This window comes from Streptomyces sp. WY228, assembly GCF_019287315.1.
Lineage (GTDB): Bacteria > Actinomycetota > Actinomycetes > Streptomycetales > Streptomycetaceae > Streptomyces > Streptomyces caviscabies.
Genome location: NZ_CP079114.1, coordinates 3,453,514 through 3,468,648 on the forward strand (window position 1 = coordinate 3,453,514; position 15,135 = coordinate 3,468,648).

General features: G+C 72.0%; 12 protein-coding genes. 1 reads left to right on the forward strand and 11 read right to left on the reverse strand.

The features are described 5' to 3' along the window. Positions 1 to 92 precede the first annotated feature (92 nt). Both KV381_RS14950 and KV381_RS14955 read right to left on the reverse strand, forming a co-directional pair. Positions 93 to 890 (reverse strand): SDR family NAD(P)-dependent oxidoreductase, encoded by a 798-nt coding sequence (locus KV381_RS14950; RefSeq protein ID WP_218785377.1) that lies wholly within the window; start codon positions 888 to 890, stop codon positions 93 to 95. An 11-nt stretch (positions 891 to 901) separates the two neighbouring features. Further along, on the reverse strand, positions 902 to 1,810 hold the full coding sequence (locus KV381_RS14955; protein WP_103537361.1) for an LLM class F420-dependent oxidoreductase: 909 nt from the start codon (positions 1,808 to 1,810) through the stop codon (positions 902 to 904). 974 nt (positions 1,811 to 2,784) lie between these two features. Here KV381_RS14955 and KV381_RS14960 point away from each other — a divergent pair. Further along, positions 2,785 to 4,353: a polysaccharide lyase family 1 protein gene (locus KV381_RS14960; protein WP_030624670.1), complete on the forward strand. Its 1,569-nt coding sequence runs from the start codon at positions 2,785 to 2,787 to the stop codon at positions 4,351 to 4,353. Between the two features lie 143 nt (positions 4,354 to 4,496). On the opposite strand, the gene KV381_RS14965 is transcribed toward KV381_RS14960, so the two are convergent. From KV381_RS14965 to KV381_RS15005, 9 genes are all read right to left on the reverse strand, one after another. Further along, a complete protein-coding gene (locus KV381_RS14965) occupies positions 4,497 to 5,603 on the reverse strand; it encodes a pectinesterase family protein (protein ID WP_218785378.1) in 1,107 nt (368 codons plus the stop codon). Between the two features lie 159 nt (positions 5,604 to 5,762). Next, on the reverse strand, positions 5,763 to 7,103 hold the full coding sequence (locus KV381_RS14970; RefSeq protein WP_218785379.1) for a polysaccharide lyase family 1 protein: 1,341 nt from the start codon (positions 7,101 to 7,103) through the stop codon (positions 5,763 to 5,765). Positions 7,104 to 7,228: 125 nt separating this feature from the next. Then, positions 7,229 to 8,113: a rhamnogalacturonan acetylesterase gene (locus tag KV381_RS14975; RefSeq protein WP_218785380.1), complete on the reverse strand. Its 885-nt coding sequence runs from the start codon at positions 8,111 to 8,113 to the stop codon at positions 7,229 to 7,231. A gap of 123 nt (positions 8,114 to 8,236) precedes the next feature. Beyond that, positions 8,237 to 9,571 carry a sugar ABC transporter substrate-binding protein gene (locus KV381_RS14980; protein WP_098025414.1) on the reverse strand — a complete coding sequence of 445 codons (1,335 nt, stop codon included), beginning with the start codon at positions 9,569 to 9,571 and terminating at the stop codon, positions 8,237 to 8,239. A gap of 102 nt (positions 9,572 to 9,673) precedes the next feature. Then, positions 9,674 to 11,212: a glycoside hydrolase 43 family protein gene (locus KV381_RS14985; protein WP_030624655.1), complete on the reverse strand. Its 1,539-nt coding sequence runs from the start codon at positions 11,210 to 11,212 to the stop codon at positions 9,674 to 9,676. Continuing rightward, positions 11,209 to 12,075, reverse strand: a complete 867-nt coding sequence (locus KV381_RS14990; protein WP_218785381.1) for a PmoA family protein — start codon at positions 12,073 to 12,075, stop codon at positions 11,209 to 11,211. Before KV381_RS14990 ends, KV381_RS14985 begins: the two co-directional genes overlap by 4 nt. Continuing rightward, complete coding sequence (locus KV381_RS14995) at positions 12,072 to 13,295, reverse strand: Gfo/Idh/MocA family protein (protein ID WP_103538816.1); 1,224 nt, start codon at positions 13,293 to 13,295, stop codon at positions 12,072 to 12,074. Before KV381_RS14995 ends, KV381_RS14990 begins: the two co-directional genes overlap by 4 nt. Further along, complete coding sequence (locus tag KV381_RS15000; protein ID WP_098025401.1) at positions 13,292 to 14,203, reverse strand: carbohydrate ABC transporter permease; 912 nt, start codon at positions 14,201 to 14,203, stop codon at positions 13,292 to 13,294. The genes KV381_RS14995 and KV381_RS15000 overlap by 4 nt, the downstream gene beginning before the upstream one ends. Further along, positions 14,200 to 15,132 carry a carbohydrate ABC transporter permease gene (locus KV381_RS15005; protein WP_006125373.1) on the reverse strand — a complete coding sequence of 311 codons (933 nt, stop codon included), beginning with the start codon at positions 15,130 to 15,132 and terminating at the stop codon, positions 14,200 to 14,202. Before KV381_RS15005 ends, KV381_RS15000 begins: the two co-directional genes overlap by 4 nt. Positions 15,133 to 15,135: the final 3 nt, after the last annotated feature.

The following is a 15,135-nucleotide window of genomic DNA, read 5'->3' on the forward strand; positions in this document are numbered from 1 at the left end:
CTTATCTGACGGCCCGTCAGATAGCGATGCGACCGACTGTTCCACCGCGGCCGGACCCCGTCAATACCTGACGCCCAGTCAGGCACGCTGCCTCAGAAGGGGCTCACCCCCGCCATCCATCCCCCGTCCACGACGAACGGCTGCCCGGTGATGTACGAGGAGTCCTGCGAGGTCAGGAACAGCACCAGCGCGGCGACCTCCTCGGGCCGGCCGATCCGCCCCATCGGCACGAGCTTGCGGTAGTACGCGTCCAGCGCGGCGCTCGACGTCGTCAGGTCGGCGTCCGGGTCCAGCAGGGCCGGATTGCTCATCGCGGTGTCGACGGCCCCCGGACAGACGGCGTTGACCCGGATCCCCTTCGCCGCCAGCTCCATGGCGGCGACCTTGGTGAGCCCCAGCACCGCGTGCTTGGTCGCGGCGTACGCGCCGACCAGCGGCATGCCGGTCAGCCCGGTGTACGAGGACGTGTTGACGATCGTCCCGCCGCCCGCGGCCTCGATCTCCGGCGCGACGGCCCGGATCCCGAGGAACGCGCCCGTCATGTTGACCCGCACCACCTGCTCGAACTCCGCCAGCGGGGTGTTGACCAGCTCGTTGAAGCGCAGGATGCCCGCGTTGTTGACCAGCCCGTCGATCCTCCCGAAGGCGTCCTTGGCCTCGGCGACGGCGGCGGCCCAGCCCTCCTCGCTCCCGACGTCCAGCCGCACGAACCGGGCGACGTCCGCGCCCTGTTCCTCCCTCAGCCCCTTCACCAGCGCCTCGCCCTGCTCGACCAGAACATCCGCGACGACGACCCGCGCGCCCTCGGCCGCGAAGAGCCGCGCCTCCTGCTCGCCCTGCCCGCGCGCCGCCCCGGTGACCAGGACGACCCGTCCGTCCAGCTTGCCCATGACGCTCTCCCCTACCTGTCGAGATGAGGGGCCACGTCCGCCCCGAACGCCGCCATCTGATCGGTCAGTTCGTCCACGCTCCGGCTCCGGAAGCGGACCTGGATCTGGTGCACGCCGATCGCCGCGTACTCCCGCAACGACTCGGCCAGCTCCTCCGGCTTCCCTTTGAGCGTCCACCGCCCCACGGACCACGCCGGCTCACCCACGTACAGCGGTTCGGTGATCGCACCGACGACGATCGGCGCACCGACCCCCGCCTCCTCCCGCAGGGCGTGCAGCCGGGCGATCTGCGCGGGCAGCCGGTCCCGGGGGTCGCCCTGCGGCAGCCACCCGTCGCCGCGTACGGCCGCCCGGCGCACGGCGGCGGGCGAGGAGCCGCCCACCCAGAGGGGCACCCGTTCCTGGGCGGGCCGGGGCAGCTGCCCGAGCCCGCCGAACGAGAACCGCTCCCCCGTGAACTCCGGGTACTCCTCGGGCCCGAGCGCGGCCCGCAGCGCGTCGATCGACTCGTCCAGCACCCTCCCTCGCCCGTCGAAGTCCGCCCCGACCGCCTCGAACTCCTCCCGTACGTGCCCGGCCCCGACCCCGAGGATCAGCCGGCCGCCGCTGAGGTGGTCGAGGGTGGCGTACTGCTTGGCGGTGATCAGCGGATGGCGCAGACCGACGACGGCGACATGGCTCATCAGCAGCACGCGCTCGGTGACCCCGGCGAGGAAGGAGAGCGTGGCGACGGGGTCGTACCAGACGGTGCTCATGCCTTCCGCGAGCCGTCGCGGGATGGCGACATGGTCGCAGCCGGCGATGTAGGCGAAACCGCCCCGATCGGCGGCGCGGGCTATGCGGACGAGATCGGCGGGGGTCGCCGCCGCCTCCCAGGGTTCCGCGTAGATGACGCTCTGCGACTGGACCGGCAGCTGCATCCCGTACGACAGCGGCCCGTTGGGCAGTATCGGCGATATCGGCACGGCGGCCTCCTTCCCCTCCGGCCCGGAACGGTCCCGCCCCGGGCGACGGCCGCCATCGTCATACCTGACGGACCATCAGGCAAGGGGCGCGGGTGCGCTCTCCGGCCCGCCGGCCCGGCATCGCCCCACCGGGGTCGCCCGGGCGGACGAGCGACGGACCATGCGCCCACGGAGGCGACCGGAAGGGTGGAATGGGAGCGCTTCCATACGCACCGCGACCAGCGCCCCGAAAGCACGGACGCCACCCCGGCGGCGTGCGGCACCCCGGGCAAACCGCACACCTCGGCCACTCTCCACCTTGGCGGGCGATGGCAACAACATGCCCTCCCACCAGCTGTTTTTGTGATCGCCAAGGTGGCGCACGGCGCGAGAATCCGGCAGCCGCACGCACCTTGCCAGAGCCGTCTACCCCCCTCTATGTTCACTGGACAGCAATACGGAAAGCGCTTTCTAAACGCAGCGAAGAACCCTCTGGACGACGGGGTGCGCAGACGCGTGCGGGAGCGCTCCAGACATGACATGCACCTGACATTCAGACGGCACTCCACCATCCGAAGACACAGGGAGACGAACATGAGGCAACCCGTCACACGACGGCTGCAGGCGGCACGTGGCCGGCTACCCAGCGCGGCACGCCGCAGCCGCTGGCGCTCGGCCGCCGCGGCCGGCGGTCGATCCGCGTCCTCGACCGCGCCCGAGGCGTCAGGGCGCGCGGCCGGCAGCCACGGCGCTACGCGCGGACCACAGAACGGCGGCGGCGCAACCACGGTGGCGGCGCCGGACGCACCGGACAGCCGACGGACGGGCCACCACCGGCCACTCGCGATGCCACACGCCGCCTGTCAGCGCCGCATCCGTCAGCAGGTCGCGCACGCATCGTCATCGAGGTCGCAACAAGGCACTCACCATCAAGACACAGGGAGACGAACATGAGGCAACCCGTCACACGACGGCTGCAGGCGGCACTGGCCACCCTGGCGCTCGCCGCCGCGGCCGGCGGCATCGTCCTGACCGCGCCCGAGGCGTCGGCCGCGGCCGGCAGCGCCACGGGCTACGCCACCCAGAACGGCGGAACCACCGGCGGCGCGGGCGGACAGACGGTACGGGCCACCACCGGCACCGCGATCCACACGGCCCTGTGCGGCCGCGCCAGCGCCGCCACGCCGATCGTCATCGAGGTCGAAGGCACCATCAACCACGGCAACACCAGCAAGGTGTCCGGCGGCAGCTGCAACACGGCCGACGGCGTGATCGAGCTGAAGCAGATCAGCAACGTCACGATCGTGGGCGTCGGCGGCGGCGCCGTCTTCGACCAGATCGGCATCCACATACGCGAGTCCAGCAACATCATCGTCCAGAACGTGACCGTCAAGAACGTCAAGAAGTCGGGTTCCCCCACCTCCAACGGCGGTGACGCCATCGGCATGGAGTCCGGTGTCCGCAACGTCTGGGTCGATCACACGACCCTGGAGGCGTCGGGCGGCGAGTCCGAGGGATACGACGGTCTCTTCGACATGAAGGCCGACACCCGGTACGTGACCCTCTCCTACAGCATCCTGCGCAACTCGGGCCGCGGCGGGCTGGTGGGCTCCAGCGAGAGCGACGTCTCCAACGGGTTCGTCACGTACCACCACAACCTGTACGAGAACATCGACTCCCGCGCGCCCCTGCTGCGGGGCGGCGTCGGCCACATGTTCAACAACCACTACGTGCGGCTCAACTCGTCCGGCATCAACTCCCGCGCCGGCGCCCGCGCCAAGGTGGAGAACAACTACTTCGAGGACTCCAAGGACGTCCTGGGCACCTTCTACACCGACGCCGCCGGCTACTGGCAGGCCGACGGCAACACGCTGGACAACGTGACCTGGTCGAGCCCCGGCAAGGACAACAACCCGGCCGGGCCCGACATGAAGTCCACCACCACCGTCAGCATCCCCTACGCCTACTCCCCCGACGCGGCCGGCTGTGTGCCGGACGTCGTGAGCCGTACGGCGGGCGCCGGCAAGGGCCTGAAGGTCTCGGACGGCAACTGCACGGCCCAGCCCCCGACCGAGCCCACACCCGACCCCACCGACCCGACCCCCGGACCCACCGACCCGACTCCGGGGCCCACCGACCCCACGCCGCCCGGCGGGGCCAACCTCAGCATCGGCGCCGGGTCCGACGGATCGAGCAAGGCCTCCGGGACCAGCTTCGGCCACCTGCGGGACGGTGACCTGAACACCTACTGGTCGCCCTCCGGTTCGACCGGTCACGCCTCGATCAAGTGGGACTCCGCCACCGCCGTGTCCTCGGTCGTGATCCGGGAGGCGGCGGGATCCGCGGGCTCCATCGGGGCCTGGCGGCTGCTCGACGCCGACGCCGGAACCGTCCTGGCCTCCGGCGACGGAGCGGGAACCATCTCCTTCCCGCGCACCACCCTGCGCAAGATCACCTTCGAGATCGTCAGCTCGACCGGCTCCCCGAGGATCGCCGAGTACGAGACCTACGCCGGCTGACGGGTGCCGTCGCCCGGCGACCGGCCGTGCGACGACCGACTCCGGCGCTCTGTTCCCCGCGCACCGGCAAAGGCCCGCGCCCCCCGCTCGACGGGGGGTGCGGGCCCTGCTCGGTGCCGGGCGCACGGCGGCGGCGCGGCGGATCATCCGAGCGGCCGCCAGTCGCCCAGCCAGCGCGCCGGGGTGTGGGCGCGGGCCTCGGACGCACTGAGCTGGGGCCGGTTCGCCGGGACGGTGATCCGGGCGCCGGGACCGGTGTTGCGGTGTTCGGCGAAGCGCTGTTCCTGCCACGGGTGGCCGGCGGACATGGTGGCGTACGGCGCGGACGCGTCGACACCCGCGCCGAGACGGCTCTCGCGGACGGTGAGCATCGGGCGTGCGGTCGGGTCGGAGGACGGCACCCAGGGGCGCGCCAGCTTGTAGTGGCCGTCGGGGGCCGTGCTGCTCACCCGGGAGCGCAGGACCAGGAAACCGTGCGGGCCGGCCCCGGCGGTGCTGGGCGCGAAGACGAAGCCGTGGGGCGCGGCCGCCAGGTCGGGGCGGACGAGGCCGCGGAAGTGGCAGCGGTCGTAGACGGCGGAGGCCCGGCCGAAGACGAAGTCCACGTCGCCCTCCACGTAGCAGTCGCGGTAGTACTGCCGGGCGAACACGCCGAGGGAGGGCGAGTCGGCGTACAGCGTGTCCTGGTGGCCCAGGAACCGGCAGCCGTGGAAGGCCGATCGGTCGCCTTGGACCTTGACCGCCACCGCCTGGGTCCCGGTGTACTCGGGGTTGTCGGAGCGCAGCCAGTCGTTGGCGAAGGTCAGATCGCGGGCGGTGAAGCCCTCCGCCCCGATCGTGACGGAGGCCGATCCGCTGGTGCCCAGGGTTCCGGTGCCGTCCGGCCGGGGCGTGCCCGCCGCGTTGCCGTACACCAGGACCGTGTCGCGGGCGTCGGGGCTCGCGCCGATCAGCGTGAGGTCGCGGTGGGCGGCTCCGATGACGACCGTGGCCCGGTGGACGCCGGCGGCGATCACGATGGTGCGGCCGGTTCCGGTGGCCGCGTCCACGGCGGACTGGACGTCGGTGTGGTCGCCCCGGCCGTGCGCGTCGACGTACAGCGTGCGGGGGTCGAGGCGACGGGCCGGTGAGCCGTAACGGCCGAAGGGGCGGGGGCCGGCGGCGGACCGGGCGAGGGCGGCCGGTGCGCCGAGGGCGAGCGTGGCGCCCGTGCCGGCGATCAGGGACAGGGCGGTGCGTCGAGTGGGCATGGCGGTACTCCTCCGGACGAACGGCTACGGGGGGGGGCGGGTAAACGGGTAAGCGGGTGAACGGGCGCGGGTGGACCGCGAAGGGCCGGAGCGGCGCTCTCCGGGGTGTTGGAAAGCATGCGGTGCCGCTCCGGCCGGTTCATCGGGGGTACGCGCCGGTCACCGGAGGCCGGACACCCTGCCCGCCCCGGCCTTGAGGCCGACCAGCACGGGGACGGCCCAGGGGTGGTGGACCGTCGTGCGCAGTTCGGGGGCCCAGCCCGCGCCCTCGGCGAGCTGCTCGCCCGGAACTCCGGCGTTGTGCACGGCGATCAGGTCGGTCCTGCGTCCGTTGACGTAGTTGTTCTCCGCGGTGAGCGGGGCCTCCGACCACTTCTTCAGGACGGTGGCCCGGTCCACGTCGCCGGCGAGCGTGAACGCGTTGTGCTCGGCGACCAGACGGGACTCGGCGCCGATGCCGTACGAGTAGCCGTAGGAACTGCCGCGCGTGGCGACGAAGTGGTTGTTGTACGAGTCGACCTGGCCGAAGCGGACGCGCGGAGCACGTTCCTTGACGTCCTTGAACAGGTTGTGGTGGAGCGTCACGCGGAGCTTGCCCCGGTCGGTCGCACCGGCGCTGTCGCTGTTGCCGATGAGCATCGTCTTGTCGTGGTCCTTGAGGACGTTCCACGACACGGTGACCAGGTCGGCACCGCGCACGATGTCGAAGAGCCCGTCGTGCTGCTGATACAACTGGCCGAAGTAGCGCGGCTGTTCGGAGTCCGGGCGGTCGCCGTCACTGAAGGTGTTGTGGTCGACCCAGACGTTCCGGGAGCCGTACACGACGAGGTTGTCGTACTCCGAGTTCCAGGCGCCCTCGCTGCCGTCCGTGGGGTCCCACTGAGGGAAGCAGTCGTAGGTGTCCTCGAACGAGATGTTGCGGACGATGACGTTGGAGACGTCCCGGACCTGCAGACTGGCGCCGATGATCTCGGGGTTCGCACCGACCCCGATCAGGGTGGTGTTGGACGGGACACGGACGTTCACGGCGGCCTGCTGGAGCTTCGCCGAGGCCACGCGGGCGTCCTCCAGCGGGCCCTCGGGAACCCGGTCGCGGCCCCACGCCTCCGGGTCGTAGGCGGCGAGGTACTTCTCCAGGGTGTAGCCGTCGGTCTCGTACTGGTCGCAGCCGATCGGGGTGCCGTCGGCGTCGGAGTTGCCGTGGATGGTGCCGGCGACTCTGACGATCTTGGGCGCGTCGCCCGCCTCCTCGAAGGCGGCGACGAGCTCGGCCCGGTCGGTCACGGTGTAGACGTGCTCGGGTGTGGCGTCCGCGCCCCCCGTGGTGGAGCCTTCCGCGGCGGCCCAGCCGTCCCCGGCGGGCAGTACGGCGCGCTCGATCCCTGTGCCGTGCGGGCCGGGCCGGGGGGCGGCCTGGGCGGGGACGCTCAGCGCGAGGGCCAGCGAGGCGCAGCCCAGGGTGACGGCGACGGCCCGGGTGTGACGCGTGCGTGCGGGCATGGCGAAACCTTCTCTGTAGTCGGAGGAAGCGGAGAAAGGAGACAGGGGGAGAGAGGAAGGCGAGGCGGCGCGGTGTCGTGAGGTGCCGCTCAGGCAGGTTCAGCGGGTCACGCAGATCCAGCGGGTCAGGCAGATCCGGCAGGTTCGGCAGATCCAGCGGATCCGGCCGGTCCGGCAGATCCGCCCGGTCCGTCCCAGGTGATCCACTCGTCCGGGACGCGGGCGCCGAGGCGACGGAGGTCGCGGGCCGCGAGTACGCCTCCGTCCAGCAGGGCGCGTGCCGTCATCCGGGCCGTTTCGACCGCGCCCGGCGGCCTGAAGTGGGTGTTGTCCTGCGCGCCGTCCGGGTGGTTGGGCGACTCGCCCGGCTTCAGCCACAGGAAGAGCGGCAGGGTGCCGTCCGGCCCCAGCTGCTGCCAGCGGGCGAGGGACAGCGCCTGGATGTCGAGCAGCGGGACGCCCTCCTCCGCCGCCAGGGCTCGCATCGCGGCGGGGTACTCGCCGTGGGTGGGCCGGGCGGTGCCGTCCGGGCCGAACCGGCGCCGCTCGACGGAGGTGAGGAGCACGGGCCGGGCCCGTCGCGCGCGGGCTCCCCGGACGTACTCGCGCAGGTACGCGCGGTAGGTGGTGGCGGGGTCGGTGCCGCGGGCCGGGTCCTCGGTCTTCTCGTCGTTGTGTCCGAACTGGATGAGGAGCAGATCGCCGGGGCGGACTCCGCCCAGCAGGGCGGCGAGGCGGCCCTCGTCGATGAAGCTCTTCGAACTGCGGCCGTTCACCGCGTGGTTGGCGACCCGGAGGTGGCGGGCGAGAAAGAAGGGGAGGGCCATGCCCCAGCCCGTCTCGGGCGCGGCGTCGGCGGATTTCGTGGCGGCCGTGGAGTCGCCGGCGATGTGGAGCGTACGGGGGCGGGGGCCGCCCGCTCCGCCGCCGTGGGCGAAGGCCGGGGTGGCGGTGAGGGCGAGGGGAAGGGTGAGCAGGGTGGTGGCCGTCTGTCTGCGGGTGAGTGACACGAGGTGCTGCCTCTCTCGAAGGGCGTGCTCGCGTACCTGGGGGGGGGGGAGGGGGAGAGCGGCGGCCGGGGCGCGCGGCCCGGCCGCCGCCGGTCCGTCATCGGAGCCGGAGGGGGCGGGGCCTCAGCCGTTGCCCAGCTCCTTCCACTCCTTGTTGGCGGCGTTCAGCTCCTCGGCCATCTTGTCCAGGAACTGCTTCGCCGTCGTCTTGCCGAGGAGCACCTTCTGGAACTCCGGCTCGTTGTCCGCCTTGCTGATGTTGTTCCAGTCGGGCAGGTAGTACGGCAGGTCGACGACCTTGGTGGAGCCGTCCGTCAGCGCCTTCGCGGCCAGCGCGGTCGACTCGGTCTTGTTGATCCACGGGTCCTTCGCCGCCTCGGCGTTGGCCGGGATGGCGCCCGCCGACTCGTTCCACTTGCTGTTGGAGGCGTGGGAGGCGGCGAACTCGATGAACTTCCAGGCCGCGGTCTTGTTGTCGCTCGACCGGAAGAGGCCGAGTCCGTCGACGGGGTTGGAGACCTGCACGCGGGTGCCGCTGTCCCCGATGGGAGCCGGGATGCCGGCGAACTTGTCGTCGCCCAGGGCCTTCGCGTGGTCCTGGTAGGAGCCGAGGTTGTGGCTCAGCATGCCGATGGTGCCGGTGTCCCACTGGGCGACCATCTTGGTGAAGTCGTTGTTGACGTCGGCGGCGGGCGTGGTCCGCTTGAAGAGGCCCGCGTACTTCTCCAGCGCGGCGACGTTCTTGGGGTCGTTGAGCGTCGTCTTGTCGCCGTCCCAGAACTCCGTGATGCCGGACTGGCCGTAGACGGCGTCCAGTGCCTGGGCGATGGAGCCGGCGCCGCCGCGGATGGTGTAGCCGAACTTGTTGTTCCCGGCGTCGGTGAGCTTCTCGGCCGCGGTGTAGAAGTTGGCCCAGGTGTCGGGGGCCTTCAGCCCGGCCTGCTCGAACAGGTCGGTGCGGTACCAGAGCACGCCGTTGTTGGCGGAGGTCGGTACGGAGTAGATGTCGTCGCCCCGGCCTGCGGCCGCTCTGACGCTCTCGACCATGGAGTCGACGAGCTTGCCCTCCAGGGCGGACCCCTTCAGCCGCTTGTTGACCGGCTCCAGGGCTTCCTGCGAGACCATGTTGGCCAGGTAGGCGGTGCCGACCCCGCCCACGTCGGGCAGGCCGCCTCCGGCGATAGCGGTGTCGTACTTGGACTGGACGTCGGCGATGGGGATCGGGACGTACTTCACCTTGATGTCCGGGTGCTGCTTCTCGAAGTCCTTGATGATCTCGGTCCAGATGGCGGTGCGCGGCCCGCCGTTGTTGTCCCAGAAGGTGATCTCGCCCTTGCCGCTCCCCTCCGTGCCGGCTCCGCTGCCGTCGTCACCGCACGCGGCGGCCGTCAGCGCGAGCGCTGCTACGAGGGAGACGGCGGACGCGGTACGCCCCCGCCGGGTCTTCGAGATGGTCATGGTCGGCTCTTCCCTGTCGGATGGGTCGGGGTGGTTCTGCACGTCTGCACGTCTGCACGTCTGCACGTCTGCGCTTCTGCACACATGCGCTTCTGCGGGGGGTCAGTGGGTGGCGCGGAAGGTGGTGAACAGCGCCGTGCCGGCGGGGCCCGTCCCGGCCGGCGCGGTGGCGAAGAGGCCGAGGAGAGCGGCGACCCAGCGCCACGGGGTGGCCGCGAAGACCTGCCCCGAGGGCCGGAAGCCGTCTCCCGTGTCGGCGGAGAAGCGGCAGCGGGCCCCGGCCGTGACCTCGATACGCAACCGGGCCCGGCCGCCGGGCGAGGCGCGGGCCCCGGCCGCGTCGCGTTCGCTCTCCGCGGCGCCCTCGGCGTACCGGTGCACGAGCCGGGGCGTCCCGTCCGCCCCGGCCTCCAGACCGATCCAGCAGAAGGCGTCCCCGAGCACGGCCAGGCCCGCCTTGGCGCCCGGCTCGTCGCTGTGCAGTTCGAGGTCCACCTCGACGGTGAACTCCTCGGCGGGCATGCGCTGGACCAGGACGTTGGGCAGCAGCCGCAGGTCGTGCGCGTCCGGCGTGCGGAGGCAGCTGAGCCGCAGCCCGTCGGCAGCGTGCTCGTACTGGTCGGTCCACGCGTCGGGGCAGGGGTTGGCCGTCCACTGCCACTGCTTGCCGTGGGCGCCGCCGGGGAAGTCGTCGTCCACGGCGGGCGCTGCCACGGGCTGTTCGGGGGCGGCCGGTTTGCGGTGCGTGGCGACGGGTTCGCCCGCGTCGCCGATGACGGGCCAGCCCTCCGCGTCCCAGTGCATGGGCTGGAGGTGGACGACCCGCCCGTACGCGCCGCGTGCCTGGAAGTGCAGGAACCAGTCCTCGCCGGCGGCGGTCCGCACCCAGCCGCCCTGGTGCGGGCCGTTGACGTCGGTGCGCCCCTGGGACAGCACGACGCGTTCCTCGTACGGGCCGGAGAAGTCCCGCGACCGGAACGCGCCCTGCCAGCCCGTCGCCACCCCGCCCGCCGGGGCGAAGATCCAGAAGTACCCGTCGTGGCGGTGGAGTTTGGGGCCCTCCAGGGTGAACCAGCCGGGTATCCGGTCGGCGTCGATCAGGGTCCGGCCCTCGTCGAGGAGTGCGCGTCCGTCCGCGCTCATACGGTGTCCGGTGAGCCGGTTCTTGATCCCGGAGCGGGACTTGGCCCAGGCGTGGACGAGATAGGCCTCGCCGGTCTCCTCGTCCCACAGGGGGCAGGCGTCGATGTACCCGCGGCCGGGCTTGAGCAGGTGCGGGGCGCTCCACGGTCCTTCGATGTGCTCGGCGTTGATCTGCTGGACGCCGTGGTCGGGGTCGCCCCAGAAGATCCAGAACCGGCCGGCGTGGTGGCGCAGGGAGGGCGCCCACACCCCGGCGTCGTGGCGCGGCCGGGCGAAGTCGGCGGCGGGCTCGACGCGGTCCAGGGCGTGCCCGACGAGTGTCCAGTTGACCAGGTCGCGGGAGTGCAGGAGCGGCAGCCCCGGGGCCCGGCCGAAGCTGGACGCGGTGAGGTAGTGGTCCGCACCGACGCGCACGACGTCCGGGTCGGACCAGTCGGCGTTCAGCACGGGGTTGCGGTACGTGCCGTTCCCGAGGTCGGCGGTCCAGGGCCGGTTCACGGGGTCACCGCCTGTCGGACGTACCCGGCGGCGGCCTCACGGTCCAGCCTGCCGTCCGCGACGACGGTGACGATCCGGCGTACGACGGTGGCCCCGGCGGGCACGGGCAGCCGTTCGTCCGCCGCGAGGGAGGAGCCGACGCCCGGGTACTCCGCCGTCCGCACGAACCACGGATCGCGCCGGGTCTCCTCGCCCGCCCCGGCGAAGACGAGGGTCCAGCCGTCCCCGGCGAGGGCGAGCCAGTCGGCGGCCCGGCCGTGCACCGCCTCCTCGCCCGCACGGTCGGCGGTGAACACGTCCGGCGGCGCGGCCTCCTTGGGGGCACGCCAGAAGAACCCGCCGTAACCGGCCCCGGGGCGGCCGTTGGTCGCGGGGCTGCCGACGGAGAGGTCGTCGGCCGAGCGGTTGGTGAGCGCGAAGGAGAGGTCCAACGCCCAGGTGGTGGCGGAGAGTTCGAGCGCGTTCACCGTGCGGCGCTCCCGCAGCAGTTCGACGCCGTCCGCCTCCCAGGCGAGCGACTGCGTGAAGCCGCCGGGCCCGTGCCGCTCCAGGCCGAGGCAGCGCTGGACGCCGTGGTTGTCGAGCGCGGTGGGCCCCTGCCCCCGGACGTAGGTGCGCCCGCCCCAGAAGTTGCGGCCGGACACGTCGGGCACGGCGATGGAGACGCCCAGGTGGTGCAGGTGGTCGGCGGGGCGCTCCTGGGTGACGGTGCGGCCGGCGAGCGTGCTGACGGGGTGCAGGCGCGGGCGGTTGTCCGCCGCGGCCCCGTAACCGTAGTGGGCGACCGTACGTCCGGCGCAGTCGAGGAGTACGGGCCCCGCGGACGAGGCCGTCGCGGACGAGGCCGTGGCGGGTCGGTTCATGAGGCCGCCACCTCGCTGCTGCGGGCCCAGGCGACGCCCAGCTCCGAGAAGAGGGCGAGGGATTCGGCCCCGGCGGCGACCAGGCCGTCGATGCCGTGGACCGTACGCCGCGCGCCTCCGCCGGGGGCGTCGTACCGGACCTCCCAGGCGTCGGCGGGCAGGGCGACGGGCTCGGGGGCCGTGCGCACGGCCTCGACGACCCGCATGAACGCTCCGGTGCGCTCCGGCGGCACCAGGAGCGGCGTGCCCCGCTCCAGATGGTCGACCAGGTTCTCCAGGAGGTCGGTCCGGCCGTGGACGCTCTCCTCGGGGCCGTGGCCGGCACGCTGGACCAGGACCCGGTCCTGCTTGTACCAGAAGGTGATCCGGCCCCGGTCGCCGTGGACGATCACATAGGGCTCCCCGGCCCGTTCCGCGCAGAGGGTGGCGGCGACGGTGACGGGCAGGCCGCCGGTGGTGGTGATCCGGACACAGCTGGTGTCGTCCGCCTCGATGTCATGGGCCCGGAACAGCTCGGTCTCGACGGACAGGACGTCCTCGGCCGTGCCCCGGTCCGCGAGTTCGAGCGCGGTGGCCACGGCGTGCGCCAGCGGATTGGTGAGCACGCCGTCGACCACGTCGGTGGAGCCGATCCTGCGCCGCCCGGACCAGGGCGCCCGGCGGAAGTAGGCGTCGTCGCGGACCCAGGCCCCGGCGGCGCCGATCCCGGTGAGCGTTCCGATCGCCCCGCTGCGGACCAGCTCCTGGATCGCGGGCACGGCGTGCGAACCGAACGACTGGAAGCCCACCTGACAGGCGGTGCCCGCCCGCCGTACCCCGTCGGCCATCCGGGCGTACGCGGCCCAGCTCGCGGCGGGCGGCTTCTCCAGCAGGAGGTGGACGCCCCGGGACGCGGCGGCCAGGGCCAGGTCGGTGTGGGTCGGGATGGGCGTGCAGACGACGGCGGCACGGGCTCCGGTGGAGTCGAGGAGCGCCCCGAAGTCGGCGGACTGCTCGGGCCGGTCGTCCCCGTGGAGGCCGAAGGCCGCCAGTTCGTCGGTGGTCAGCGGCTCCAGCTCGCAGATCCCGGCCAGCCGTACGCGGCCCTGGTGCTGGAGCCGGCGGAGGTTGGCCAGGTGCCAGCGGCCGTGGCCCCGGGCACCGGCCAGCACGACGGGGAGCGGCGCGGCGTCGGGGGCGGGTGCGAGGGCGGGGGCGGTGCGGCGGGTGAGGTCGGTCATCCCTTCACCGCGCCCGCGCTGAAGCCCGTGACGAGCCACTTCTGGATGAACGCGAAGACGATCACGACGGGTACGGCGGCGATGACGCCGCCCGCCGCGAGCGCGCCGAGGTCGACGCTGTCCGCCCCGATCAGGGTGTTGAGGCCGACCGGGATCGTCTGCTTGTCCTGTTCGCTGAGGAACATCAGCGCGAACAGGAAGTGGTTCCAGCTGTGGACGAAGGCGAAGGAGCCGACGGCGATCAGTCCGGGGCGCAGCAGCGGCAGGACGACCGCGCGGAAGGCGGTGAAGCGCGAACACCCGTCGACCCAGGCGGCCTCCTCCAGGGAGACCGGGACGTTCTTGATGAACCCGCTGATCAGGATGATCGACAGCGGGAGCTGGAAGACGGTCTCCGCGATGACGACGCTCCACAGGGAGTTGATCATCTGGAGGTTCCGGAAGATCTCGAAGAGCGGTACGAGCATCAGGGCGCCGGGGATGAACTGCGAGCAGAGCAGCGCCAGCATGAACGCGCCCTTGATCTTGAAGTCGAACCGGGCCAGGGCGTACCCGCCGGCCAGGGCGACCAGAGTGGTGGCGATCAGGGTGGCGACGCCGACGATCATGCTGTTCTGGAAGAAGACGGCGAAGCTGCGCTCGTTCCAGACCTTGGAGAAGTGCTCGCCCGTCATCGGCCAGGGCACCAGCGCGGTGGAGCCGGCGGGCCGGAGGGCGAACAGCAGCATCCAGTAGAACGGGATGAGCGTGAACAGCAGGTAGAGGCCGAGCGGCAGGTAGATCTGCCAGCGCGGTACGTCGTCGAAGGCGCGCTCGCGTCCGGTGCGGCGGCGCGAGGGGGGCGGCGGGCCGCCGGGGCGGACGGGCGGCCGGGCGGCGCCGTTCTTCTCGGTGAGTACGGCGGTCACTTGTTGTCGCCTCCGAACTTGCTCAGGCGCAGATAGACGATCGAGCAGAAGAGGAGGATCACGAAGGCGACGGTGGTGAGCGCGGAGGCGTAGCCGAAGTCGTGGCCCTCGATGCCGGTGTTGGCGACGTAGAGCGGCAGCGTGGTGGTCTCGCCGGCCGGTCCGCCGCCGGTGAGGGTGTAGAGGAGGTCGACGTTGTTGAACTCCCAGACCCCGCGCAGCAGGGTGGCGAGGATGATCGCGTCGCGCAGGTGCGGCAGGGTGATGTGGAAGAACTGCCGGAGCCGGCCCGCTCCGTCGACCGACGCCGCCTCGTACAGCTCCTTGGAGACGGACTGGAGGTCGGCGAGGATGAGGATGGCGAAGAAGGGCACGCCGCGCCAGAGTTCGGTGACCGTGGCCGCCCAGAAGACGGTTCCGGTGTCCGAGAGCACCGAGGTGCCGTACTCCCCGATCCCGGCGTCCGCGAGGTAACGGCTGAAGCCCGTCGAGGAGTTGTAGAGCAGGATCCAGATGGTGCTGGTCAGCACGCCGGAGACGGCCCAGGGCGAGAAGACCATGGCCCGGGAGATGCCCCGGCCGATGAAGGTCTGGTTGACGATCAGGGCCAGCGCGAGGCCGAGCACGAGCTGCAGGGAGACCTGGGTGAAGACCCACTGTGCGCTGAAGCCGAGCGTCGACCAGAACTGGTCGTCCTCGGTGAAGATCCGCCGGAAGTTGTCGAGTCCGGCGAAGCCGTTCCGCCACGGTTTGGTGACGTTGTAGTCCTGCAGGCTGTAGTAGAAGACGCTGAGCACCGGGTAGGCGATGAAGCCCAGCATCAGCAGGCCCGCGGGCGCGATCAGCAGATACGGCAGGCGGCGGGGTGTCGCCGTGCGGCGCCGGGGCGCCTTGGGCGGCGGGGTGGCCACGGCGGCGGGTTGGGCCATGAC